Here is a 25,745-nt window from a genome sequence, read left to right as displayed (position 1 = left end):
AATAATTTCAGCATGTTAAGCATCGATCCAAAAGAAATAGCGCCAGCAAAATTACAAGGGTATTTACAGAGTGCGGTTGCGCCTAGACCAATTGCATTTGCTAGTACAATTGACTCTAATGGGAATCCAAATTTATCACCATTTAGTTTCTTTAATGTGTTTAGTTCTAATCCACCGATTTTAATTTTTTCACCGGCAAGACGTGTTCGCGATAATACGATTAAACATACTTTGATTAATGCAAATAGCACAAGAGAAGTAGTAATTAATGTGGTAAATTATGATATTGTTCAGCAAATGTCATTATCGAGTACAGAATATCCTGATGGTGTAAATGAGTTTGAAAAAGCTGGATTTACAATGCTAAAATCAGATAAAGTAAAACCATTTCGCGTGGCAGAAAGTCCAGTGCAATTTGAATGTAAAATTAATGATGTTGTTGCTTTAGGAGATCAAGGTGGTGCTGGGAATTTGATTATTTGTGAAGTTGTAAAAATTCACATTAATGAGTCGGTTTTAGATGCAACCGGTATGATTGACCAACACAAAATTGATTTGGTTGCCCGAATGGGAGGAAATTGGTATAGCCGTTCTAATGTAGGGATGTTTGAAGTAGAAAAGCCGCTTACAACTCTTGGAGTAGGAGTAGATATGATTCCAGATTTCATCAAAGAAAGTGGTTATTTTAATGGAAACGATTTGGGTAAATTAGGAAACATAGAAAATATTCCAACAGAAGAAGAAATTGCTATATTTGTAAAAGAAAATTTTGAGGTAAAAGCAGTTTTAAGCGCTGATGATTTGGATACAAAATTTCAAAAAGCAAAAGAGTATGTAGATAATGGAAGAGCGATTGACGCTTGGAAATTATTATTAGCAAAGAAATAAATTTAAGTATTATGGAAGTTTTAGGAAGAGTAAAATTAATTAACCCAGTACAACAAGTAAGTGCATCTTTCAAAAAAAGAGAGTTAGTAGTTACTACAGAAGAGCAATATCCTCAACATATTTTGATTGAGTTTGCACAAGATAAAACCGATTTATTGAACAATTATAATGTAGGTGAACAAGTAAAGGTTTCTATCAACTTAAGAGGAAGAGAATGGGTTAATCCGCAAGGAGAAACAAAATATTTTAACTCTATTCAAGGTTGGAGAATTGAAAAAATGCAAGCTGAAGCTCCAGTAGCTCCACAAATGCCTCCAATGCCTGCTTCAGAAGCTTTTGAACCTGCAACAAACTTTAAAGAAGAAGAGCACGACGATTTACCTTTCTAAAAGTTAAAAGTCGGAAGATAGAAGTCAGAAGTTTAAGTGATGCTTAAATTTCTGACTTTTTTATTGAACTTGAATTTTATTTTGTAATTGTAATTGACCAAATGTATTTCCTTACCAAAGAATTGTATTTTCCTCCTGTTGAAATGGCTTCTCCTGAAGGTATTGTTGCTGTTGGTGGTGATTTGTCTCCAGAACGATTGGTTTTGGCATATAATTCAGGGATATTTCCTTGGTTTGAAGACGATGAACCTATTTTATGGTGGAGTCCACCTGAGCGAATGGTGTTGTTTTTTGAAGATTTAAAAATTTCGAAAAGCATGCGAAATATCATCAATCAAAAAAAGTTTAAAGTAACGTTTAATACAGCTTTTAGAGAAGTAATTGTAAACTGCAAAAAAATTAAACGAAAAGACCAGCCAGGTACTTGGATTACTAATAATATGGTGGAAGCGTATTGCCAGCTTCATGAGCTTGGTATTGCTAAAAGCGTTGAAGTTTGGGAAAACGATGAATTGGTTGGTGGTTTGTATGGTGTTGATTTAGGACACGTCTTTTGTGGTGAAAGTATGTTTTCAAAGGTTTCCAATGCAAGTAAAATAGCTTTTATAGCATTGGCAAAACAATTGGAATTTGCTAATTATCGTTTATTAGATTGTCAAGTTTATAACGATCATTTAGCAAGTTTGGGTTGTGTGGAAATCGAAAGGGAAGATTTTTTAATGGTTTTGAAAAATATTTAAGCCTTGTTCTAATTTTTTTTGATAAGTTTATATTTCAATAAAATAAACAAAATGATTATCAAGAGATATCACTTTTTTATTGCAACTTTTTTCTTTTTAAATATTGCTTATTGTCAATTGAATCCTGATGCTAAAATCAAAGTTTTTATTGATAATTGTCAGTATGATTCTGCCTATGTATATACTCAAAAGGTAATCAAACAATCTGCTAAAAATCCCTCAAAACTTGCAGATTATTACGTTAAGTATGCTAAAATTTTAAAATCAATTTCAAAATCTGATAGTTGTTTTTTCTATTTGGATAAAGCCGAAAACTATTATAAGAAAGAAAATAATACGGATGAGCTTTTTAATATATTAACAATACGTGCTGAAATTTCTAGATACTTGGTTAAGAGAAATATAGCATGTAATTATATATATGAAGCTGAAAAATTATATACTAAAAACAAAAATTTAGAGTACAAATTTTATTTTTTGAATAGAAGAATGGCATTGTTGGCAGAATACTACAACAATGTTCCAGATTCAGTAGTTAAAATTAAAGAAATTGGGAATTTAATTCTTAGTAATGAATCAAAAATAAAAGATAAATCTGTTATAGTATATACTTTAAATGAATTGGGTTTTTTAGACTTTAATAAAAGACCTAAAAAAGCGTTACCATTTTTTTTAAGAGCTTATGATGTTGCTAAAAAGTATGATACTAAGATGGCTTTTATAGATGTTTCTATTAACCTAGGGCGATATTATCAGCAAAAAGAAGATGATTTTGATTCAGCTATAAAGTATTATACAGAGGCTGTTAAACAAGCTAAAATAATAGACAACTTATGGCAACTGCAGCAATGTTACAATGAATTAAAAAATTCAACAGCATTAAAGAATGATTTTAAAACAGCCCTTGTTTATAGCGATACTTTAATTGGTGTAAATAATGAAATAGCTTTTTATACTAGTAATAAAAAATATGAATTGTTAGAAAACAAAGTTATTATCGATGCTAAAGAAAAAGAGTTAACTAATTCGAAGAAAAACCAATTACTATTGCTAATTATTTTAATATCAGTTTCTTGTGGTTTGGCGGTTTTATGGGTTTTTATGAAAAAAATCAAAAAAACAAACATACAGTTAGAAAAACTACATAAAGAGAACGAGTTTTTGGTAAGAGAAACCAACCATCGTGTTAATAATAATTTACAATTAATTTCAATTCTTATTTCGGATACTTTGAAGAAGAATATAAGTTCGGAAAGCAAAAACGATTTTATTAGATTGCTTTCTAAAGTTGAAACAATTGCTTTATTGCATAGACATTTATATACTTCAAAAAATAAAAATGAGATTCATTTAAATAGATATTTGATTGATGTTTTAAATAATTTTGATGAAATTTTTGCAGAGAAGAACATTTTAATTAAATACGAAATTGATGAATTGTATATCGATTCTGATACAGCAATGTATTTGGGATTGTTGATAACCGAATTGATAATAAATTCAATTAAGCATGCCTTTGAGGAAAATCAAACAAAGGAAGTTTTATTAGGAATATTAGATTTAGATGAAAGTATAAAATTTGTATATCAAGATAATGGAGAAAAACCAAAAGAAAAAATAGTAAAGCCAAAATTAATTGACCAACTTTGCTTGCAATTAGAGGCGGATTACGAGATTGATATTTCAAAAGGGTTTAAATTAACTTTTAATATAAATAAACATGACTAAAATATTGATTGTTGAAGATCAAGTTTTAATTGCTAATCATATTAAAGAGATTTTAATTGAAGTTTATGATTTTCAGGTTGAGCTCGCTTTTAAAATAAGTCAGGCAACAGAAAAGTTGCAAAATTTTATGCCAGATATTATTCTATTAGATATTAATTTAGGTGAAAAAATGTCTGGGATTGAATGGGCTCAAGAGAATATTAAAAAAGAAAAAGTAATATTTATTACTGGACAAACCGAAATTGAAACCATAAAAAACGCTTTAACAATTCACCCCATTGCTTATCTAACAAAACCTATAAAATCTGTTGATTTAATTGCTGCAATCGAATTAGCGCAAGAACAATTAAAGTCTAAAACTATTGTGATTAAAGATGGTTACAATGAAATTAAATTAAATTTTGACGAAATATTATTCATTAAAAGCGATAAAAATTACATTGATATACAACTGTCAAATCGAAAGATTACTACACGAAATACACTTGAAAATATCTCAAAACAATTGCCTGAAGAAGTTTTTATTAAAGTGCATCGTTCTTATGTGATTAATAAAAGCAAAATTTTGGTAAAATCTACAAATGCAATTCAAATTGAGAATTTTGAAATACCATTGTCAAGAAATTTAGCAGTAGGATTATAGCTCGTATACAAAGTCCTGCAGTTTGTCCCACAAACTAAAAAATTATTTATTTTAAAATTACTTTTGTTTTAAGTAAGCGTTTTTCATTTTTTGGAAGTATATGTTTTTCTAATACATCGTTAAATATGAGAAGTTGCTAAAAAAGTAACTAGAAATAATGAATTTTTTCAATAAAAATAAACTTGTAATTTTATTAATAATACTCTACATATTATTAGGAGTAATAGCGGTTTATATTTATACAATGTAATTAAAAAGGACTATCATTTGATAGTCCTTTTTAATTTATAATTTCGGCAAAGTCCTAATGTACAATTCCTCAACTTTTTTTCTAGCCCAATCCGTTTTTCTTAAGAATTTTAGACTTGAATTTACAGATGGATTTTCCTTAAAACATTTAATGTTTATTAGTTCTGCTAAAGTGTGAAATCCATAAAAACCAACTAATTGTTCTACAATAGTTTTCAAAGTTTTTCCGTGAAGTGGGTCGTTGCTCATAATTTTATTTTCTTGTCCAACAATCTATTACATGATCATTTACCATTCCAGTTGCTTGCATGTGAGCGTACACAACCGTAGAGCCGACAAATTTAAAGCCACGTTTTTTCAAATCTATGCTTAAAGCATCTGAAATAGGAGTAGTGGCTGCTACATTTTTTAATGTTTTAGGTTTGTTGTCAATCGGTTTTCCATCAACAAATCCCCAAATATATTTTGAAAAAGACCCAAATTCTTCCTGTACTTTTAAAAATGCTATTGCATTGGTAACCGTAGCCTTAATCTTTAATTTGTTTCGAATAATTCCTGTGTCTTCTGCTAATTCAGCCATTTTATCTTCTGAATAATTGGCTACTTTTATCAAATCAAAATTGTCAAATGCTTTTCTGAAGTTTTCTCTTTTTGCTAAGACCGTATACCAACTCAATCCCGCCTGAAACGTTTCTAAAACCAAAAATTCGAAAATAGTGGCATCGTCATAAACGGGTTTCCCCCATTCGTTATCATGATAATTACGGTACAAATCGTCTTTTTCGCACCAAGCGCAACGGTTTTTATTTTCCATCTTTTGCTAAGTATTTTTCAATTAAAAAATGTCCTAAATAAATTAATGGAGTCAATCCAATAGCAATTAATAGTTTTACTGTATAGCCTGTTAATGCAGATGCTATAAACATTTTAGTATCGATTTTTCCGGGTAGCCAAAAGGCTATCCCTAAGACAATGAAACTATCAAAAAGTTGTGAAATTACGGTTGAACCTGTACTTCTCAACCAAATCATTTTTTTTCCTGTTCGGTTTTTTACAAAGTGGAAAATGGTAACATCAATTAATTGAGATACCAAAAAAGCCGTGATACTTCCCACAATAATCCACATGCTTTGCCCGAACACAGCTGTGAATTGTTCATCCGTAATTAAACCATCGCCTTTAACGGCAGGAATTTGTAATCCAATTAATAATAGGAAAAATGTATAAGCAATTAATCCGGCTGTAATAAATGATAACTTTTTTACTCCTTTTTCGCCAAAATATTCGTTGATTAAGTCGGTTGTAATGAAAACTATGGGCCAAGGTAAAATTCCTAAGCTCATTACAACATCTCCGATGTAAATCAATTTTCCACCTATTAATTCGGCAACTAGAGCATTGGTTATAAATATTCCAACAAGAATTACATAAATAATATCTTTTCTTCTTTGAAACATAGCAATTGTTTTACCAAAAGTAGAGAATTATATTGCAAAAAAAAACTTCAACCCTAAGATTGAAGTTTTTATATAATTGGTTTTAGAATATTATCCTAAAGCAACTCTTCTGAATCCAGTTACAGTTAAGTTAGCATCTACAGATTTAATGTAGTTAGCAACACTCATAGAACTGTCTTTGATGAAATCTTGGTTTACTAAAGTATTGTCTTTGTAGAAACGTTGGATTTTTCCTTTAGAAATGTTATCTAACATTGCTTCTGGTTTACCTTCAGCTCTTAATTGCTCTTTAGCGATTTCGATTTCTTTTTCAATGATTGCAGCATCAACACCAGCTTCGTTTAAAGCAATTGGGTTCATAGCAGCAGCTTGCATTGCAACGTTTTTAGCAGCTTCGTCAGCACCAGCAACGTTAGCAGATAAAGCTACTAAAGTAGCAATTTTACCAGCGTGGATGTAAGATCCAACAAATGCACCTTCTAATCTTTCAAAAGCACCGATTTCGATTTTTTCTCCGATAACTCCTGTTTGCTCGATTAATTTCTCAGCAACAGTAATTCCGTTGAAATCAGAAGCTAATAATTCTTCTTTAGTAGCATAGTTTAATGCTTGGTTAGCTAAATCGTTTGCTAATTTTACGAATGCTTCATTTTTACCTACGAAGTCAGTTTCACAGTTTAAAGTGATTGCAACTCCAGCAGTATTATCAGCATTGATAACAGCAACAGCAGCTCCTTCAGTAGATTCTCTATCTGAACGGTTAGCAGCTACTTTTTGACCTTTTTTTCTTAAGTTTTCGATAGCTAAATCGAAATCTCCTTCTGCTTCCACTAATGCTTTCTTGCAATCCATCATTCCAGCACCAGTGATAGTTCTTAATTTATTTACGTCTGCAGCAGTAATATTTGCCATTTTGTATTTTTTTTATTTGTTGTTTATAAAAGTAAAAAATCCCAATCACTAAATCCCAAATTCCAATTTTACTAAATTGCTAACGAATGGTTAGAACAAGTTTGGAATTTGGAATTTAATTCTTGGAATTTAATTTATTTATGCTTCAGTTTCAGTAGCAGGAGCTTCAGTAGCTTCTACTTCTTTAGCTGGTAATTCGTCTTTTTCAACTTTTCTATCAGAAAGACCTTCGATTAAAGCAGCAGATACTAAAGATAAAACTTTATCAATAGATTTAGAAGCATCGTCATTTGCAGGAATTACGAAATCAATTGGACGTGGATCCGAGTTCGTATCTACCATTGCGAAAACTGGAATGTTTAATTTTTGTGCTTCTTTAATTGCAATATGCTCCGCTTTAACGTCTACTACAAAAAGAGCTGCTGGAAGTCTAGACATGTCAGCAATAGAACCTAAGTTTTTCTCTAATTTAGCACGTAAACGATCTACTTGTAATCTTTCTTTTTTAGATAAAGTCATGAAAGTACCGTCTTTCTTCATTCTATCAATAGAAGCCATTTTTTTAACAGCTTTACGGATAGTTACGAAGTTAGTTAACATACCACCTGGCCATCTTTCAGTGATGTAAGGCATGTTACATGCAGCTGCTTTCTCAGCAACGATATCTTTTGCTTGTTTTTTGGTAGCAACGAATAATACTTTTCTACCAGATGCAGCAATTTTTTTCAAAGCTTCGTTAGCTTCTTCAATTTTAGCTGCAGTTTTATATAAGTTAATGATATGAATACCATTACGTTCCATATAAATGTAAGGAGCCATGTTTGGATCCCATTTACGAGTCATGTGTCCGAAATGTACACCTGCTTCTAATAACTCTTTAACGTCAATTTTGTTTGCCATTGTGTAATAGTTTACGTTCCGTGATTAGCAATGTTCCGTTGGGCTTTAAGCTTTAAGCTTTAGGCTTTAGGCTTCATTTAGATGCTAAACTAATTCCCTTTTTACAAGGAATATCGACAACTTTGTTTTTAATTCAATTTTAATTGTAAAAATAAATCTGAAAATATATTCTGATAAATATCGAATATTAACGTTTCGAGAATTGGAATCTCTTACGTGCTTTTTTCTGACCGAATTTTTTACGTTCAACCATTCTAGGATCTCTTGTTAATAATCCTTCTGGTTTAAGGATAGCTCTGTTTTCAGCTTCAACCTCACACATAGCGCGAGCGATAGCCATTCTTACAGCTTCTGCTTGTCCTGTAGTACCACCACCATAAACGTTTACTTTAACGTCAAAGTTTGATGCATTTTCAGTCATAGCTAAAGGTTGCATTACTTTGTACTGTAAAGTTGCAGTTGGGAAGTAGTTACTGAATTCTCTTTTGTTTACAGTGATTTTTCCTGTTCCTTCTGAAACATAAACACGTGCAACAGCGCATTTTCTTCTACCGATTTTGTGAATAGCTCCCATTACTTAAGATCGTTTAGGTTAACGGTTTTAGGTGTTTGAGCTGCATGTTTGTGCTCAGAACCTACATATACATTTAAATTGCGGAATAATTCAGCACCTAATTTGTTTTTAGGTAACATTCCTTTTACAGCTTTTTCTACTAATAATGCAGGATTTTTTTGTTGCATTACTCTAGCAGTTAAACTTCTTTGTCCTCCTGGGTAACCAGTGTGTCTGATGTACGTTTTGTCATCTAACTTGTTACCAGTAAGGTTGATTTTTTCTGCGTTGATAACAATTACGTTATCTCCACAGTCAACGTGCGGTGTATAACTTGGTTTGTATTTACCTCTTAATAGCATAGCTACTTTTGTAGATAAACGACCTAAGTTATGCCCTTCAGCGTCCACAACAATCCACTGCTTGTCTGCAGTTGCTTTGTTTGCTGATACTGTTTTGTAGCTTAATGTGTTCACAATAATTAATTTAAATTAAACATTCCATTCCCAATAAAGGGAGTGCAAAAGTACAATTATTTATTAGAATTGCAAACACACTTTGTAAAATATTATTTTTTCTCTTCGGTTAGTTGATTTTATTGGTGTAAAAAACAAAATTAGTTGTTTCATAAATTAAAGAATTTACTAATTTTACCAAATAACAACTGTATATGAAAGCAAAAGCAACTCTAAAACAAATTGCACTTGAATTTGGTGTGTCAATTTCAACGGTATCTAAAGCATTAAGTGATAGCCCAGAAATAAGTGAAGCAACTAAAATAAAAATTCAAGAATATGCTGCTTTAAAAAATTATAAACCAAATAGCATTGCTAAGAATTTAAAAAACCAACGTACTAATACTATTGGTTTAATAATTCCAAACATACTAAATCCTTTTTTTGCTAAAGTTTTTAGTGGAATTGAAAAGAAAGCATTAGCAAGCGGTTATAATGTTATTACGGGAATTTCAAATGAATCTTTTAGAAAAGAAAAACAAGTAATGGACATGCTAAACAATGGAACCATTGACGGATTTATTGTTTCTGTTGCTGAAGAAACACAGTCGTTAAAAGATTACAAGCATTTTAAAGATATTATGAATAGTGGTACTCCTATTGTAATGTTTGATAGAGTGGCTGACGGGATTAATTGCGATAAAGTAGTGGTAGATGATTTTGATTCTGCTTATGATGCTACTTCTCATTTAATTAAATTAGGAAGTAAAAAAATTGCATTGCTTTCAACTGTAAATAATCTTAGCGTTGGGAAATTACGTTTAGAAGGATACAAAAAAGCATTAACAGATGCCAAAATAGAAATAGATAAAGAATTGATTGTTCTGGAAACGGCCACAGATGATTTAGATGTTAAATTACAAAAATTGATTTCTGCAAAAAAAATGGATGCTGTTTTTGCATTAGACGAACACAGTTCTACTATGACAATGCGAATGGCTTTGAAGCAAGGAACAAAAATTCCAGAAGAATTAAATATCATTGGTTTTGCTGATGGTGTTTGGTCAAGAAGATTAACGCCTAGTCTATCAACCGTGAGCCAACACGCGCCAGAAATTGGAGCTAAAGCAGCCGAATTGTTAATTCACAAACTCAATTCTAAAGATGAGTTTTACCAACCGCAAACTGTTGTAATAAAAACAGAGTTGCGTCAGAGAGAATCGACTAGGAAGTTATAGTTGCTTTGCTTTATCATCCTTCCAAGTGATATAACCCAAAATCGCATTGAACATATAAAACACGTATTTTGCGGTGTTGGCAATGTTCATTAGCATTACATTTTGTATGATTTTGAATAAATTATATACTTGCCAGTTAATCCAATTATCAGGATACATTCTTCCTATATTAAAGGTGCCACCAAAACTAATTCCGGCTGGAATAGCAATCGCAAAAAACAATAGCCAATCAATCGCTTTGTCTGAAAATGTTGTGAAGGCAATGTAATTCAATACTAACGAAAGTAGTAAACCAATTGCCATATTTCGGAAAAAGATACCGTCAATAGCATTCAAATATTGTTTCTTTTTCCAAATTCTGAAAGCAAAATAATTTCCAAAAAACGAAACTGGATATGTTAAAATCGCACCAATATTTCCTAAAAGATAATCGATAGAACCACTAAGTAATGTATTACAAGTACTAATTAGATTTCCAATGTTGTTTTTCTTGGTAACCAATCGCGTTGCCATCATCGACAAACACGTGTTTAAAATTGAAAAGTAACCCAAATAAAAAGAGTAATTTTTTCCGTCCCAATTAAAATCAAATGTGGTTTTGTAATATTCAAGATATACCGAAACGCCCACCACCAAAACCACTCCAATAAAATCGAGATATTTGCTATTGGTAATGCTTTTGATGGTAGCGATAGTGTTTGGCATAGTTATTCTTTTGTGAAGTTAAATTTTGCTCCGCCCTGATTTAGAACGAAAGAGTTATCTCCAAATACCATCTCAATTCCAGCAGCGGCAAAAACGAAAGTCTTTTCTTCTTTAAATGTCAATGGAAAAGCGCCTTGTCCTGTTGCTTGTGCTGATAATTCGCCATTCTTTTCAGAAACGGTAATTTTTATAGGAATGTCTTTTGATGCATAAGTTCCAGTAAATTTTGCTAATTCTGCTTTATCCATTTTCATGAATTGAGGAAAAGGAAACGGCATTTTGTAATAAATACTCAAAATTCCAATGATAATATCGTTTTGCACAAAATTATCGCCATTTGAAATCAAAGAAAAACTCAATTTCTCGGTTGGATAATAACCTAACATCGAACTGAAATTTTCAATTCTTCCACCATGACCATAAAAACGTCTTTCGCCAAAAGGAAACTGAATTAAGGCTTTTCCATAACCTTCTTTGATTTCTTTCATTTGCTCTAAAGAAGCTTGATTAACTAGTTTTCCATTGAAAAGGGCATAAATAAATTTTGTTAAATCGGCAGGAGTAGAAGTAATGCCGCCAGAAGCAAACGCAATCGAATTATGATTTTCTGGTGATTTTACCCAATTTGTGCCATCAAAATAATAGGAATAACTTTCTTTGCCTTCTGTATTTGTAGCTTCTTCACTAAAATATGTTGTAGGAATAAATACTTTTTTAGTTACAGCACCTTTATCCGTCATTTCGGTTTTGTTTTCGTAAGTGCCTAATTCTGCCTTTTTTACGATTCTATTTTGAAGATTTTCTGCGTATGATTTTTTGGTCAGTTTTTCGATAATACAACCTAAAATAAAAAAGTTAGAATTGCTGTATTCGTATTTGCTTCCAGGTTCAAAATTCGATTTATAAGCTGTAATTACTTTTAAAATGTCTTCTTTCGAATGTTTTTTATCTATTACTTTATGAAAAGTAGTGTCCTGATTTACTAAATCTACTATTCCGGTTCTATGGTGCAGTAAGTCATAAATCGAAATCTTTTCAGCATTTTTAATTTTTGGATAAAAACGATTTAATTTGGTTTGCAAGGTTAGTTTTTTCTCTTCAATCAATTGCATCACCATTACAGCGGTGAAAGTTTTAGAAATTGAACCTATTTTGTATCGTGTTAAGCGATTGGCTTTGATATTTTTTTCAACATCAGCAAAACCATACGCTTTATTAAAAACCACATTTTCCCCTTCGCGAATGGTTAACGAACCCATGAATTTGTTGTTTTCGTATAAATAGTTTAATAAACTATCCATACGGGTGAACTTATCTTGCGCAAAAGTGAAACTCGAAAAAGCAAATACAAAAAGAAGTAATTTTTTCATGGTATTTCTGTTTTTCTAATTAGTAGTTGAGATTTTATTTTGTTACTGATTTTTGATTTTATTATCAAACTCAATCTGATATTTATTGTTTAACTTATTGATCTCTTTTTCTAGTTCTTTTAGTGTCAGTTTTTTGCCTTCAAAAGTTGGTTTTTCTATTTGAATATTCTCTTTCTTTTTATGAATTTCATAGGCAATTATTTCGTTTTTTTCAGAACTAATTTTTAAAATTAAACCAGGTAATCCAGTATGATTAAATGGGCCATCCGAGATAGGTATTTCTTCTGTATAATATGCTGTTTTTATCGATCCATATTTATTTGTAATTGCTTTTTTACATTTGTAACCAAGGATTTCTTCTGTTCCTTTTATTGGTTTCCATTCCCAATTGATTAAAGAATCTTTTACAATAACTTTACTTTCTAGTTTTCTTTCAAATTCTAAAGTCTTAGAATTAAAATCTTTAAGGATTAAACTTTCTTTTGATGAATAATCAAAAGGTTTTGTATTTTTTTCTTCTACCACGATATGTTTATCACCAAAGATTTCATATAATTCAATTTCATTAATTGTGTCATTTTCTAGCGAGATTTCTACAATTTTATCATTTTTAAAAACAGAAATGTTATTACTGTTAATTAATGTGTATGAATAGTGATTTTGAGCATAGTTTGGTTTAATTTCTTTGGGAATATATTCTACAATTTGATCCGATTTAAAAATTTGATTGTTATAATATTTAACTTCTACTGTTTGCGAAAGGCCAAAAAAAGGAAATAGTAAAAACAAAGAGTGAATTTTCATGTTGTTTATTTTTAAAGGTTTAAAGTTTAAAAATATAATTTCAAATGTAAATTTGTCAGAAAAAAACGTTAAAAGTGATTAGGTTTCTTGATTTTTTTGAATTTCAAATACGAATACACAATCGGAACAATACTAATAACGGCAGTAATTCCCATAAAAGTATAGAATTGAACATTATTTGGCAATACAAATGTCAACGCCATTAAAAGTCCGCCTACGAACCATAGTTTCCCGCCTAGTATATGTGTTTTTTTCCAAACTTCTTCGTTTTCTAATGTCCAAGGCGTTCTGATTCCAATGAAATAATTAGGTTTTATGGTTTTGAAATAATTGCCTAAGAATGTAAATAGCAAACCAATAATAACAAAAATCATTTTAGGATTTGAGTTTTTCATTTGAATGCTATACACTATAAATAATGCCAATAAGGTTAAAAATACACTTATTATATATCTTAAATTATGCAATTTGTTTCCCATTTTATCTAAATTTCCTTTAGGATCTAATGACGGAATAATCAAAAATGTAAAATAACCAATTCCACTAATCAGCAACAGTGGAAAAATTATTTCTATCTTTTTACCCCAATCGTCAATCTCACCAGAACCATTCCAATGCATCGGAATTTCATCGGGTAGATTATTCCAAATAAATGCTAAATAAATGAAAGGTAATAATGAAATAATGATAAACGGAATTTCTTTTTTCAACTTCTCCATACTTTATTTTTTTAGGGTAATAATCCATTGTAAAATGTCGTCAACAATTGTAGTGTTTAAAGAATAGACTACAAATTGCCCTTTTTTCTCGCTCGTGACTAAATCGGCACGTTTTAAAATATCTAAATGATGCGAAATACTGGGTTTTGAAATATGAAATTGATCCGCAATATCGCCAGCCGTCATTTCCTGTTTGCGCAGCAATTCCAGAATATCTCTTCTGGTTTCGTCGTTTAAGGCTTTGAAAATTGCGTTCATATTAATTTATATATTTAGACAAATATCTAAATATTATTTGAAATGGCAAAATGTTTTCAAAAAATAAACCCGATAGGTTTTGTAACGTATCGGGTTTGAGGTTATATAATGTGATTTCTACTTCGTTGAAATGACAAAACTAATCCAACTGCCAACTGCTACTGTCCACTGACCACTAATTAATGCGCTTCCAACCAATTTTTACCCAATCCAATTTCTACATCTAACGGAACTGCCATTTTGAAAGCATTTTCCATTTCGTGTTTAATCATCGGTTGTATTTTCTCTAATTCGGAGTTGTGCACGTCAAATACTAATTCGTCATGTACTTGCAATAGCATTTTAGATTTCCAATTTTCAGCCGTTAGTTTTTTGTGAATGTTAATCATCGCAATTTTAATAATATCGGCTGCCGAACCTTGAATTGGCGCATTTACCGCATTTCGTTCCGCACCGCCACGAACAATCGCATTGGCTGAGTTGATGTCTTTTAAATATCGTCTTCTTCCTGAAATCGTTTCTACATAACCATGTTCTCTAGCAAAATCTACTTGCTCTTGAATAAACGATTTTAATCTTGGATACGTTTTGTAATATGCTTCAATTAAATCGGCACTTTCTTTTCTTGATAAATTGGTTTGGTTGCTCAATCCAAAAGCTGAAACCCCATAAATAATTCCGAAGTTTACGGTTTTAGCATGGCTTCTTTGTTCTTTTGTCACTTCATCTAAAGGTACATTGAATACTTTTGCAGCCGTACTTTTGTGAATGTCTTCGTGATTTTGAAACGCTTTAATCATATTTTCTTCGCCACACAAAGCGGCAATGATGCGCAATTCAATTTGAGAATAATCGGCAGAAAGTAAGGTATAATTTTCATCGCGTGCAATGAAGGCTTTTCTAATTTGTCTTCCTCTTTCGGTACGAATTGGAATGTTTTGTAAATTCGGATTATTCGAACTCAAACGACCTGTAGCAGCAACCGTTTGCATATAATCCGTATGCACTCTTCCTGTTTTTTTATCGACCTGATTTGGCAAAGCATCAATATAAGTGCTTTGCAATTTCACCATTTGACGCCATTCTAAAATATCGCGTACAATTTGATGTTCGTTTGCTAAATAACTTAACACTTCTTCACCAGTGGCATATTGACCGGTTTTGGTTTTCTTTTGTTTCGCACCACCGATTTTTAGTTTGTCGAATAAAATATCGCCCAATTGTTTTGGAGAAGCCAAATTGAATTTCTCACCCGCCGTTTCATAGATTTGTTGTTCAAACGCATCGATTTCTTTTTGCATGTCAACCGACATACTTTTTAGAAATTCCACATCCAAACGAATCCCTTCTTTTTCCATATCCGCTAAAACGGGAACTAACGGAATTTCGATTTCGTCAAACAATTTTTTTGTACCTACTTTTTCTAAAATCGGTTGGAAATGTTCTTTTAGTTGGAAGGTAATATCAGCATCTTCGGTTGCATATTCTTTTATGTCTTCCAGAGGGACATCACGCATTGACAATTGATTTTTTCCTTTTTTACCAATTAAAGTTTCAATCGATTTTGGTGCATATTTCAAATACGTTTCCGACAACACATCCATATTATGACGCATATCTGGATTAATTAGATAATGCGCAATCATGGTGTCGAATAATTTTCCTTTGACTTGAATGTTGTAATTCGAAAGAATTTTCAAGTCATATTTCATGTTCTGACCAATTTTTTCGATGGTTTCATTTTCGAAGAAAGGTCGGAATTTTTCAATTAGATTTTGCGCTTCTTCCTGATTTTCTGGAAACGGAACGTAAAATCCTTTCCCTTTTTCGAAAGAGAATGACATTCCTACTAACTCGGCATTCAAAGCGTCAATTCCAGTAGTTTCAGTATCAAAACAAACCGAAGTTTGGTTTAATAAATTCTGCATTAACAATTTTACTGGTAAATCACCTTGAACGATTTGGTAGAAATGCGTTGTGTTTTCTAAAGTCGCATAATAGGAATGATTCGCAGTTGGTTCATCCGATTCATCACTAAAACCAAACAAATCAAATTGGTCTTCGTTTGATTTTTTTACTGGCGCTTTTTTTGTTGGTTGTGGAATTTCAGAAGTATTGCCATTGCTGTCAATTTCGTCATATTCTTTTCCAGTTCCAAATAACTTATCAAATTGCGCTTTCATTTGGCGGAATTCTAATTCCTGAAATAACGCATCGGTTTTTTCCACATCAGGTTTTGATAATTCGTAATCGTCAGCATCAAAAGTCACTGGGCAATCGAGTAGGATAGTCGCTAATTTTTTGGATAGAATCCCTAATTCTTTATTCGCTTCGATTTTATCTTTCATTGCACCTTTTAATTGATGCGTGTTGGCTAGCAAGTTTTCTAAAGTTCCGTATTCCGCTAAGAATTTTTTAGCTGTTTTTTCACCCACACCAGGCAATCCTGGAATATTATCGGCAGAATCGCCCATCATTCCTAAGAAATCAATCACTTGTTCTGGGCGCTCGATTTCAAATTTTTCTAAGACTTCGGGAATTCCCCAAATCTCGATGTCATTCCCCATTCGGGCAGGTTTGTACATGAAAATATTTTCCGAAACCAATTGCGAAAAATCCTTATCTGGCGTTACCATGAATACTTGAAAACCTTCTTTTTCGGCTTGTTTGGCTAAAGTTCCAATCAAATCATCGGCTTCAAAACCTGCTTTTTCGATAATTGGAATGTGCATCGCTTTCAATAATTCTTGAATATAAGGAACCGCAATTTTAATCGCTTCTGGAGTTTCGTCACGATGCGCTTTGTATTCTTGATACATTTTAAAACGATAATCGCTTCCGCCTTTATCAAACGCTACCGCTAAATGATCTGGTTTTTCGCGCTTAATAACATCCATCAAAGAATTCATAAATCCCATAATGGCAGAAGTATCCATTCCTTTAGAATTGATTCTTGGGTTTTTGATAAAAGCGTAATATCCTCTAAAAATTAAGGCGTAGGCATCGAGTAAAAAAAGACGTTTTTGTGACATTGTTCAGAAATTTCATTTAAAATGTAAAAGTACAATTCTTTGTTTAAAAAAACTTTGTTAAATTTCATTTAATGTAGCATCAATTTGTACAACTTGTTACTTACTTTGCAAAAAAAGAATAGCTAATGATTCGTTGGATTGTTTTTTTAGTATTTGTTGTCATTCTGGAAATCTATGCGTTTCAGGCATTTAAAACTTTGATAAAATCGAAGTGGTTTTTTATTTTCTATTATATAACATCTGCAATTGCATTAGCTTATATTATTTATCAATTGTATCATTTTGATAGAAGTGTAGGGCAAACACCAAAAACAATGATGACAATGGGTTTGTTGTTACTATTATATGTGCCAAAATTATTAGTAACTATCATTCTATTTGGAGAAGATATTGTTCGTTTTTTTGTTGGGATATTTGGTGTAATAACTAAAAGTGGTTCTGAAAGTTTTTTACCCGAAAGAAGACGTTTTGTGAGTCAAATTGCTTTGGGAATTGCGGCTATACCGTTTGCTTCTTTTTTATACGGAATTACTATTGGAAAGTACAATTACAAAGTAATCAGACAAACGCTGTTTTTTCCAGATTTGCCTGATGCTTTTGATGGAACTACAATTACGCATATTTCGGATGTTCACAGTGGAAGTTTTGATGATGCTGAAAAAATTCAGTATGCAATTGATTTGATTAATGAGCAAAATTCGGATATGGTTTTGTTTACGGGTGATATTGTGAATACTCATGCAACCGAAATGGATCCATGGATTGATACTTTTAAAGGAATTCATAATCCAAAATATGGGAAGTTTTCTGTTTTAGGAAATCACGACTATGGAGAGTATGTGGATTGGCCGTCAAAACAAGATAAAGCCCGAAATTTTGAGAATATCAAAGCGATTCATGATAAGATTGATTTCAAGTTGTTATTGAATGAGCATGTAAAAATCAAAAAAGACAATCAGGAATTAGCAATTGTTGGAGTTGAAAACTGGGGAAGAAAATTCGGTGAGCGTGGCGATTTGAATTTGGCCTCAAAAGGATTATCTAAAGAAGATTTCAAAATTGTAATGAGTCACGATCCAAGTCATTGGGACGAGAAAATTCAGCATGACGACAATCATTATCATTTAACACTTTCGGGTCATACGCATGGTTTGCAATTTGGGATTGAGATTCCTGGTTGGGTAAAATGGAGTCCGGTTCAATATGTATACAAACAATGGGCTGGATTGTACGAAAATGCTGGAAGATACATTTATGTAAATCGTGGTTTTGGCTTTCATGCTTACCCTGGTAGAGTAGGAATTATGCCTGAAATTACGGTAATTGAACTAAAAAAAGGAGAAAAAGTAGTGTAATTCAGTAAAAATGCTACATTTGTATATTATTTTCGTGTGAAAATTAATATTTTTGATACTAATAAATTGCAATTTATGTCAAAATTTGGAGAACTAATCGATGCTCAAGTACCTGTACTAATCGATTTTTTTACAGAGTGGAATGAGCCTTCAGTAGCTATGAATGAAGTAATTCGTCATGTAGCAGCTGCTTTAGGAGACAAAGCACGTGTAATTAAAATTGATGTAGACAAAAATCAGGAATTAGCCGAAGCGCTTCGTATAAAAGGTTTACCTACTTTAATGATTTATAAAGAAGGTCAAATGGTATGGAGACAAAGCGGAGAACTTGATGCAAACACATTAATTTCATTAGTGCAAGAACAAGCCTAAGAAATTACATCAAAGACAAAGCCCTTTTCTTTTAAAACTTTAATTGCTTTAGGTAAAGCAAACCTCAGATTTTTTTCTGATTTAATACTATCGTGAAATACGATAATACTTCCTTGTTGCGTATTCGAAATGACATTTTCTAAACATTTTTCAGGTGAAACTGTAGCATCAAAATCGTAACTCAATACATCCCACATAATTATCTTGTAGCCTAATTGTCGAATTGCTTTTGATTGTCTTGTCTTGATTTTTCCGTACGGAGGACGAAAGAGTTTTGAGTTTTGAGTTTCGAGTTTTAACTGTTGAGTTTCGCACAACTTGAAATTATCGATATAATTACTAGTTTTTGTTTTCCAACCGTTTAAATGATTGAAAGTATGGTTTCCTGTTTGATGTCCTTCAGACAAAATTCTTTTATAAACTTCAGGATGTTTTCGGATGTTGTCGCCAATACAAAAAAAAGTAGCTTTAATCCCTTCCGATTTTAAGAGTTCTAAAACCCATTCAGTAACTTCTGGAATTGGGCCATCATCAAATGTTAAATAGATTTTTTTATCCGAATTGGGTATGTCCCAAATCAGTTTATTGAAAATTATTTTGATTAGTTTGTTAGTTTTTACCCAATAGAAGTTCATATTGTAAAATTACTATAAAAAAAATGTTCCAAACGAAATTTCTTTCACTTGGAACATTTTATGATTTGAAATTAGTTATTCCATTTTTCTACCAAAACGCTTGAACATTTTGTTGAAGTTGTTGAATTTTACTTTCTCTTGATTGTAAAATTCTAAATCATCTGCTGATTCAGCAACCTTGATTAAATCTCGATACATTTCAATGTCTGTAACAATATCCATTATTGAAAAATTCTGCTCACTAGGTTTCCAACTATTGTAGAAAGTTAGGTTCTCTTGGTATTTTTTAACAACCTGAGAAATAAGCGCTCTTGCTTTTTCTTTTTTGCCTACTTCGTAGTAGCCAATTGCAAATGGTTCAAGCATCGAATAGTAGCCAAAGTATTGAACAGGCATTTTTTCCATAGCCAAATCGATTACTTTTTCAGCTTTATCTAACTTCTCTTCATAAATTAATGTTTCCATTAAACGAGCCAAATTAGTTCTGTAGCTAATACTGTTTTTACGTGTTTCCGGATCGTAATAAATAATTGGTTTTCCACTATTACCCCAATCCCATTTCATAACAATATTGTACATTTTTTCAGAATCAATATGTCCCATTCTCATTGGGCTTGGAGTTTCTACTTCAGTTTTAATTGGAACTAACTTAAAGCACATTCCGTCTAATTGTAAGTAGTTTTTCATCCAAATGTAATCGTCTTCACCAAAACTTCCACCAGTAAAGTAAATAGGGCGTTTCCAGTTATTTTGGTTGATGATGTCAAGCATCATTAAACGATTTTTGTAAAGCGCCTTTTCTTTAATTTCAAATTCAATTGTAGGAACAATAGAATCATAGAATTTCTCAGAAACCACTTTGTTTTTTATTACTGCTGCTTTATCTACAGGATAAATAACTTTTTTAGATGGGAAGTAGTTTATTTTACGACCATTGTTCAATTCAATTTTTGCTCTTTCATCATCAAGTGCAATGAATTTAATCATTTCGTCTAATAATAATGGTTCTTTAGTTCTTTCTACATACAAACTGTAGTCTCTATTACTTCCTTTGTATTGATCTCTATTAAACGAACTTGGAATAGGATCAGAACTATGAGATTTCATTTTCATTTGATCAATATACCAATCGGTCATAAATAAACTTGTATTTACAATTCTAATATCGGTTCTGTAACCTTCAATTTCTTGCATGTACCAAAGCGGGAAAGTATCGTTGTCACCAATGGTAAATAAAATTGCATTTGGTTCACAAGAATCTAAATATGCTTTGGCCATTGTGTAAGCTGTGTCTTTGTTAGAACGATCGTGATCGTCCCAGTTTTGAGCAGCTAAAATAACTGGTGAAGCTAATAACGAAGTTGCTAAAACAACTGGAACAGCAACCTTTGGTTGAATGTATTTTTTGATTGTTTCAAAAATAGCAAAAACCCCATAGGCAATCCACATAGCAAAAACATAGAACGAACCTACCAAAGCATAATCTCTCTCTCTTGGTTCAAACGGTCTTTCGTTTAAGTAGATTTTTAATGCAAAACCTGTAAATAAGAATAAAACAAGTAAAACATAGAAGCTCTTTTTATCTCGCATAGCATGGAAAACCATTCCAATTATAGCTAAAATAAAAGGTAAAAAGAAATAAGTGTTTCTTCCTTTGTTGTTTTGCATATCAGGTGGAAGATTTTTCTGAGTTCCAATAAAAATCTCGTCAATAAAATTGATTCCACTTAACCAGTTTCCATTAGTGTTGTCATATTTCCCTTGAACATCGCTTTGTCTTCCTACAAAATTCCACATTAAATAACGAACATACATGTAACCAAATTGATATTGGAACATGAATTTCATATTGTTGAAGAAGGTTGGCTTGTCTATTATCAAATATTCACCATATCCTTTTAAGAATTTGTCATAATCTTTTGTGTCGATTTCTCCTGCTTGATAAGCTTGTCTAAATTGCGTAACAATCTGAACTAATTCATCTTCGTGAGCGTATTCTGGATTAATTCTAAACTCTAACGGTTCAGTGAAAATCATGTAATTTTCGTTGTGCTCGTTACTCCACATTCTTGGTAAAAATGCTTTGTGAGCATCATCGGTATTTTGTTTGGCGTTTTTGTAATCGTTAGTAATTACATATTTTTTTGTTTTATAATCACGCTCATAATTTGGTTTGTCATCTAAATATGGAGTAACTGGATCCAATCCTGAATAAGTATCTGAAAATTGTGGTCCGTAGAATAATTTTTGTTCACCATATTGCTCACGATTATAGTAAGCTAAAACTTCTGCGGCATCAGAAGGTTTGTTTTCGTTAATTGGTGTATTAGCATTTGCGCGTATTGGAAGCATCATCCAAGTCGAAAATCCAATTAATATAAAAAGTGTTGATAATATTAAAGTATTGTAAAAAACATGACCTTTTTTCTTGGTGTAGTTTAATCCAAAATAAAAAGCAGCTACAATTAATATAAAAGCGAAAATAGTTCCTGAATTAAATGGCATTCCAAGACTGTTAACCATGAAAATTTCCGTTTTTCCAAAGAATGCAAGTGTATAAGGAAGCAAAAGCTTGAATATGAAAAGTAAGATTGCAACAATAACAACATTTGCGATTAAAAAAGATTTTACTGTAATGTTGTTGTATTTTTTAAAGAAGTATAGAAATCCAATTGCTGGGAAAGTTAACAAAGCCATGAAGTGAACTCCAAATGAAAGTCCTATTACAAGCGATATTATTAATAACCATTTGTTTCCTCTTGGTGTGTTGATTTCTTGTTCCCAACGTAATCCCAACCAAAAAAGTAAGGCAATTAAGAAAGTAGCCATGGCATAAACCTCTGCTTCAACTGCATTAAACCAAAAACTATCAGTAAAAGCAAAAGATAAAGAAGCTACCGCAGCACTTCCTAAAATCATTACACTGTTGTTTGTAGAAAGTTCTTTTTCGCCAACAATCAATTTTTTTAGTAAAATTGTCAATGACCAAAACATAAATAAAATGGTAAAGGCACTTGAAAATACAGAAAGATAATTAACCATTAAGGCAATCTTGTCTAGACTAAAAGCAAACATTGCGAAAAAAGCACCTAACATTTGAAATAATGGTGCTCCTGGTGGGTGTCCAACTTCTAAGTTGGCAGAAGTTGCTATATACTCACCACAATCCCAAAAACTAAGGGTTGGTTCAACGGTTAATGAATAAGTAATTAATGCTACAATAAAAGTAGACCATCCTAAAATAGTGTTCCACTTTTTAAAGTTGAATGAATTCATATTGGATTTTGGTTTTTCTATATTCTCCTACAAAGAAACTATTTTTTTGTTTACGATATTGATTAAATAATTTTTTTAATATTTTTTTTAGAAAAATTTGCAGAATAAAAAATATGTTCTACATTTGCACTCGCAATCGAAAAGGTTGTTAGGTATTGGCCCATGGTGTAATGGTAACACTCCGGTTTTTGGTACCGTCATTCAAGGTTCGAGTCCTTGTGGGCCAACAAAACTCCACTCATTTTTGAGTGGAGTTTTTTTATTTTTTATATGTTTGATTTTGAGTGTAATATCAAATAAAAAAGACCGCAAATTTGCGGTCTTTTTTATTTAAAAAATCTTAAAATTAGATTTTGAAAGTAATTACAGGTCTTTTAGCATGATTTACTAAATCTTCACTAATACTTCCGTTAAAGAAGTGAGATAATCCTTTTCTTCCGTGTGTACTCATTCCTATAATGTCTGCGTCAATGCTTTTTGCAAAGTGTAAAATTCCTTTTTCAACATTAACATCATTATAAATATGAGTTGAATAGTTGTCAATTTTAAAATTTGCAACAAATTCATCCATTTGTTTTTGAGCAACTTTAGTTGATTTAAAGTTGTTTGGAGTGTTGATGTTTGCTAAATGAAGGTGAGAACCAAATTTGTTAACAAATTCAACTACTTTTTCAAATGGTTTTTTTATTTCATCAGAGAAGTCAGATGCAAAAACAAATTTTGATGCATTGAAATTTTCTTCTTCTCTTTTGATAACTAATACAGGTACATTAGAGTGTCTTACTACTTTTTCAGTATTTGATCCAATAAACATTTCTTGGAAACCACTAGCTCCGTGAGAACCCATAACAATTAAATCTACATTGTGAGCTTCGCCGTTTTTCAAAATTCCGTCAAAAGCCATTTCGAATTGGATAATTCTAGAAATTTTAACGCCATCTAGGTAAGCAGCGTCCATTAATTCATCTAGCTTAGCGACAGCTGCGTTTTTAAAGAACATTAATTCTGGAATATCGTGAGCTCTTGTAACGGCATCATTTCCTGAAGTTGGTAATTCCAACATATGTACTAAAAAGATTTCACCATCATTCTTTTTTGCTATTTGTGCTGCAACTTTTAATGCGTATTCGGCGTGTTTTGAAAAATCGGTTGGTACTAAAATTCGTTTCATAAGTTTGTTTTAGGTTAATTTATAATCGTGAATAAATTTATACTATAAAAGTACAAAAAATATCCTAACTGACAATCTTTTTTTTAATTCAAAAAAATTTGTATATTTGCAACGTTATTAAACAACAAAGGGTTATGAGGCACGCACAGCGTGCCTCTTTTTATAAAAATATGACATTTAAAAATAAAGTTCAGGAGTTGTTAGATGTTGCTTTAGCGCAGCGTGAGCATCTTTTTTTGATTGATTTATCTATAAACGAAGCTAATAAAATAAGTATTGTTTTGGATGGAGATTCGGGTGTTAATTTGCAAGATTGTATCGATGTAAGTAGAGCAGTTGAGAGTCAATTAGATCGTGAAGAGCAAGATTTTTCTTTAGAAGTAGCTTCGGCTGGGGTTTCAAGTCCGCTGAAATTAGTTAGACAATACAAGAAAAATATTGGAAGAACCTTAAAAGTTAAAACGATTTCATCTGAAGAAATTGAAGCTAAATTAACTTTGGCTGACGATGAAAAAATAACTTTAGAATGGCAGGCGCGTGAGCCTAAAAAGATTGGTAAAGGGAAAGAAACAGTTGATAAAAAACTAGAAATCCCTTATGAAAATATTAAAGAAGCAATTGTTATAATATCATTTTAAATAAAGAGTTGACATGGAGAATATTGCATTAATCGAATCGTTTTCAGAATTTAAAGACGATAAACTCATAGATAGAGTTACACTAATGGCAATTTTAGAGGATGTATTTAGAAATGCATTAAAAAAGAAATATGGATCAGACGATAACTTTGATATCATCATTAATCCTGATAAAGGAGATATGGAGATTTGGAGAAATCGTGTTGTTGTAGAAGATGGTGAAGTAGAAGATCCAAATTCTGAGATTTCTTTGTCTGAAGCAAGAAGAATCGAGCCTGATTTTGAAGTTGGGGAAGATGTTTCTGAAGAAGTGAAATTAATTCAATTAGGAAGAAGAGCTATTTTGGCATTACGTCAAAACTTAATTTCTAAGATTCATGAGCACGATAATACAAATCTTTATAAACAATTTAAAGATTTAATTGGTGATATTTATACTGCTGAAGTGCACCATGTTCGTCCAAAAGCTGTAATTTTGATGGACGATGAAGGAAATGAAATTGTTTTACCAAAAGAAAAACAAATTCCTAACGATTATTTCAAAAAAGGAGATAACGTAAGAGGTGTTATTGAAAATGTTGAATTGAAAGGTAATAAGCCGCAAATCATCATGTCAAGAACAGCTCCTGAGTTCTTAGAAAAATTATTCGAACAAGAAATTCCTGAAGTTTTTGATGGTTTAATCACAATCAAAAAAGTAGTTCGTATTCCAGGAGAAAAAGCAAAAGTTGCTGTTGATTCTTATGATGATAGAATTGATCCAGTTGGAGCTTGTGTAGGAATGAAAGGATCTCGTATTCATGGAATTGTTCGTGAATTAGGGAACGAGAATATTGATGTTATCAATTATACAACTAATGCACAACTTTATATTACAAGAGCGTTAAGTCCTGCAAAAGTTTCTACAGTTAAAATTAACGAAGAGGCAAAAACTGCAGAAGTGTTCTTGAAAATTGAGGAAGTTTCAAAAGCTATTGGTAGAGGTGGAAACAATATCAAATTGGCTAGCTTATTAACTGGTTATGAAATTGATGTTATCCGTGAAGGAGTTGCTGAAGAAGAAGATGACGTAGAATTAAGAGAATTCTCAGATGAAATCGAAGCTTGGGTAATTGAAGAATTTGAAAAAATCGGTTTAGATACAGCTAGAAGCGTATTAAATCAAGATGTTGCTGACTTGGTAAGAAGAACAGATCTTGAAGAGGAGACTATTTTAGATGTAATCAATATATTAAAAGAAGAATTAGAAGGATAATTC

General features: G+C 31.7%; 26 protein-coding genes and 1 tRNA gene. 11 read left to right on the top strand and 16 right to left on the bottom strand.

The window, feature by feature from the left end:
- The first annotated feature begins 12 nt into the window (after positions 1–12).
- From LOS89_RS11470 to LOS89_RS11450, 5 genes are all read left to right on the top strand, one after another.
- On the top strand, positions 13–888 hold the full coding sequence (locus LOS89_RS11470) for a flavin reductase family protein (protein WP_231835381.1): 876 nt from the start codon (positions 13–15) through the stop codon (positions 886–888).
- A gap of 11 nt (positions 889–899) precedes the next feature.
- Positions 900–1,277 carry a DUF3127 domain-containing protein gene (locus tag LOS89_RS11465; RefSeq protein ID WP_231835380.1) on the top strand — a complete coding sequence of 126 codons (378 nt, stop codon included), beginning with the start codon at positions 900–902 and terminating at the stop codon, positions 1,275–1,277.
- A 101-nt stretch (positions 1,278–1,378) separates the two neighbouring features.
- A complete protein-coding gene (gene aat / locus LOS89_RS11460; RefSeq protein WP_231835379.1) occupies positions 1,379–2,017 on the top strand; it encodes a leucyl/phenylalanyl-tRNA--protein transferase in 639 nt (212 codons plus the stop codon).
- A 117-nt stretch (positions 2,018–2,134) separates the two neighbouring features.
- Positions 2,135–3,745 (top strand): sensor histidine kinase, encoded by a 1,611-nt coding sequence (locus LOS89_RS11455; protein ID WP_231835378.1) that lies wholly within the window; start codon positions 2,135–2,137, stop codon positions 3,743–3,745.
- On the top strand, positions 3,738–4,388 hold the full coding sequence (locus LOS89_RS11450) for a LytR/AlgR family response regulator transcription factor (protein ID WP_231835377.1): 651 nt from the start codon (positions 3,738–3,740) through the stop codon (positions 4,386–4,388). The genes LOS89_RS11455 and LOS89_RS11450 overlap by 8 nt, the downstream gene beginning before the upstream one ends.
- 285 nt (positions 4,389–4,673) lie before the next feature.
- Here LOS89_RS11450 and LOS89_RS11445 read toward each other — a convergent pair whose 3' ends face one another.
- The 7 genes from LOS89_RS11445 to rplM form a co-directional block, all read right to left on the bottom strand.
- Positions 4,674–4,886, bottom strand: coding sequence for a VF530 family protein (locus LOS89_RS11445; protein WP_231835376.1), 213 nt, complete (start codon positions 4,884–4,886; stop codon positions 4,674–4,676).
- Between the two features lie 4 nt (positions 4,887–4,890).
- Entirely contained in the window at positions 4,891–5,451 is a 561-nt protein-coding gene (locus LOS89_RS11440; RefSeq protein ID WP_231835375.1) for a DNA-3-methyladenine glycosylase I, read from the bottom strand.
- Positions 5,441–6,094: a queuosine precursor transporter gene (locus LOS89_RS11435; protein ID WP_231835374.1), complete on the bottom strand. Its 654-nt coding sequence runs from the start codon at positions 6,092–6,094 to the stop codon at positions 5,441–5,443. Before LOS89_RS11435 ends, LOS89_RS11440 begins: the two co-directional genes overlap by 11 nt.
- A 90-nt stretch (positions 6,095–6,184) precedes the next feature.
- Positions 6,185–7,006: a translation elongation factor Ts gene (gene tsf, locus LOS89_RS11430; RefSeq protein WP_231835373.1), complete on the bottom strand. Its 822-nt coding sequence runs from the start codon at positions 7,004–7,006 to the stop codon at positions 6,185–6,187.
- 138 nt (positions 7,007–7,144) lie between these two features.
- Positions 7,145–7,906 carry a 30S ribosomal protein S2 gene (gene rpsB, locus LOS89_RS11425; protein ID WP_008256012.1) on the bottom strand — a complete coding sequence of 254 codons (762 nt, stop codon included), beginning with the start codon at positions 7,904–7,906 and terminating at the stop codon, positions 7,145–7,147.
- Between the two features lie 187 nt (positions 7,907–8,093).
- Positions 8,094–8,480 carry a 30S ribosomal protein S9 gene (gene rpsI, locus LOS89_RS11420; protein WP_231835372.1) on the bottom strand — a complete coding sequence of 129 codons (387 nt, stop codon included), beginning with the start codon at positions 8,478–8,480 and terminating at the stop codon, positions 8,094–8,096.
- The gene (gene rplM, locus LOS89_RS11415; protein WP_231835371.1) at positions 8,480–8,935 is read right to left on the bottom strand and encodes a 50S ribosomal protein L13; all 456 of its coding nucleotides are present in this window, start codon (positions 8,933–8,935) and stop codon (positions 8,480–8,482) included. Before rplM ends, rpsI begins: the two co-directional genes overlap by 1 nt.
- Positions 8,936–9,129: 194 nt before the next feature.
- Between rplM and LOS89_RS11410 the strand changes: the two genes are divergently transcribed.
- A complete protein-coding gene (locus LOS89_RS11410; protein ID WP_231835370.1) occupies positions 9,130–10,152 on the top strand; it encodes a LacI family DNA-binding transcriptional regulator in 1,023 nt (340 codons plus the stop codon).
- Here LOS89_RS11410 and LOS89_RS11405 read toward each other — a convergent pair.
- The 6 genes from LOS89_RS11405 to polA all read right to left on the bottom strand — a co-directional run bounded on the left by LOS89_RS11405 (position 10,147) and on the right by polA (position 17,040).
- Positions 10,147–10,857 carry a nicotinamide mononucleotide transporter family protein gene (locus LOS89_RS11405; protein ID WP_231835369.1) on the bottom strand — a complete coding sequence of 237 codons (711 nt, stop codon included), beginning with the start codon at positions 10,855–10,857 and terminating at the stop codon, positions 10,147–10,149. The two genes, LOS89_RS11410 and LOS89_RS11405, sit on opposite strands and share 6 nt — an antisense overlap.
- Positions 10,858–10,859: 2 nt before the next feature.
- Positions 10,860–12,227, bottom strand: coding sequence for a serine hydrolase domain-containing protein (locus LOS89_RS11400; RefSeq protein ID WP_231835368.1), 1,368 nt, complete (start codon positions 12,225–12,227; stop codon positions 10,860–10,862).
- Positions 12,228–12,269: 42 nt separating this feature from the next.
- Complete coding sequence (locus LOS89_RS11395) at positions 12,270–13,031, bottom strand: GLPGLI family protein (RefSeq protein ID WP_231835367.1); 762 nt, start codon at positions 13,029–13,031, stop codon at positions 12,270–12,272.
- A 68-nt stretch (positions 13,032–13,099) separates the two neighbouring features.
- Complete coding sequence (locus LOS89_RS11390; RefSeq protein ID WP_231835366.1) at positions 13,100–13,750, bottom strand: SdpI family protein; 651 nt, start codon at positions 13,748–13,750, stop codon at positions 13,100–13,102.
- A 3-nt stretch (positions 13,751–13,753) separates the two neighbouring features.
- Positions 13,754–14,008, bottom strand: coding sequence for an autorepressor SdpR family transcription factor (locus tag LOS89_RS11385; RefSeq protein ID WP_008256034.1), 255 nt, complete (start codon positions 14,006–14,008; stop codon positions 13,754–13,756).
- Between the two features lie 179 nt (positions 14,009–14,187).
- A complete protein-coding gene (gene polA / locus LOS89_RS11380) occupies positions 14,188–17,040 on the bottom strand; it encodes a DNA polymerase I (protein ID WP_231835365.1) in 2,853 nt (950 codons plus the stop codon).
- Between the two features lie 125 nt (positions 17,041–17,165).
- Between polA and LOS89_RS11375 the strand changes: the two genes are divergently transcribed.
- A complete protein-coding gene (locus LOS89_RS11375) occupies positions 17,166–18,395 on the top strand; it encodes a metallophosphoesterase (RefSeq protein WP_231835364.1) in 1,230 nt (409 codons plus the stop codon).
- 75 nt (positions 18,396–18,470) lie between these two features.
- A complete protein-coding gene (locus tag LOS89_RS11370; RefSeq protein WP_026724375.1) occupies positions 18,471–18,767 on the top strand; it encodes a thioredoxin family protein in 297 nt (98 codons plus the stop codon).
- Here LOS89_RS11370 and LOS89_RS11365 read toward each other — a convergent pair.
- On the bottom strand, positions 18,764–19,402 hold the full coding sequence (locus LOS89_RS11365; protein ID WP_231835363.1) for a polysaccharide deacetylase family protein: 639 nt from the start codon (positions 19,400–19,402) through the stop codon (positions 18,764–18,766). The genes LOS89_RS11370 and LOS89_RS11365 overlap by 4 nt on opposite strands.
- Positions 19,403–19,477: 75 nt before the next feature.
- Entirely contained in the window at positions 19,478–22,678 is a 3,201-nt protein-coding gene (locus LOS89_RS11360) for a glycosyltransferase family 117 protein (RefSeq protein ID WP_231835362.1), read from the bottom strand.
- Positions 22,679–22,834: 156 nt separating this feature from the next.
- Here LOS89_RS11360 and LOS89_RS11355 point away from each other — a divergent pair.
- Positions 22,835–22,905, top strand: a tRNA-Gln gene (locus LOS89_RS11355).
- 119 nt (positions 22,906–23,024) lie between these two features.
- Here the strand turns inward: LOS89_RS11355 and LOS89_RS11350 are convergent.
- Entirely contained in the window at positions 23,025–23,849 is an 825-nt protein-coding gene (locus LOS89_RS11350) for a universal stress protein (protein ID WP_231835361.1), read from the bottom strand.
- Between the two features lie 170 nt (positions 23,850–24,019).
- Between LOS89_RS11350 and rimP the strand changes: the two genes are divergently transcribed.
- Both rimP and nusA read left to right on the top strand, forming a co-directional pair.
- Entirely contained in the window at positions 24,020–24,487 is a 468-nt protein-coding gene (gene rimP / locus LOS89_RS11345; RefSeq protein ID WP_231835360.1) for a ribosome assembly cofactor RimP, read from the top strand.
- A gap of 13 nt (positions 24,488–24,500) precedes the next feature.
- The gene (gene nusA, locus LOS89_RS11340) at positions 24,501–25,742 is read left to right on the top strand and encodes a transcription termination factor NusA (protein WP_231835359.1); all 1,242 of its coding nucleotides are present in this window, start codon (positions 24,501–24,503) and stop codon (positions 25,740–25,742) included.
- Positions 25,743–25,745 lie beyond the last annotated feature (3 nt).

The organism is Flavobacterium channae (genome assembly GCF_021172165.1).
GTDB classification, from domain to species: Bacteria; Bacteroidota; Bacteroidia; order Flavobacteriales; family Flavobacteriaceae; genus Flavobacterium; species Flavobacterium channae.
The sequence above is the reverse complement of the archived record's forward strand: the minus strand, read 5'-3'. Positions and strand labels throughout refer to the sequence as shown.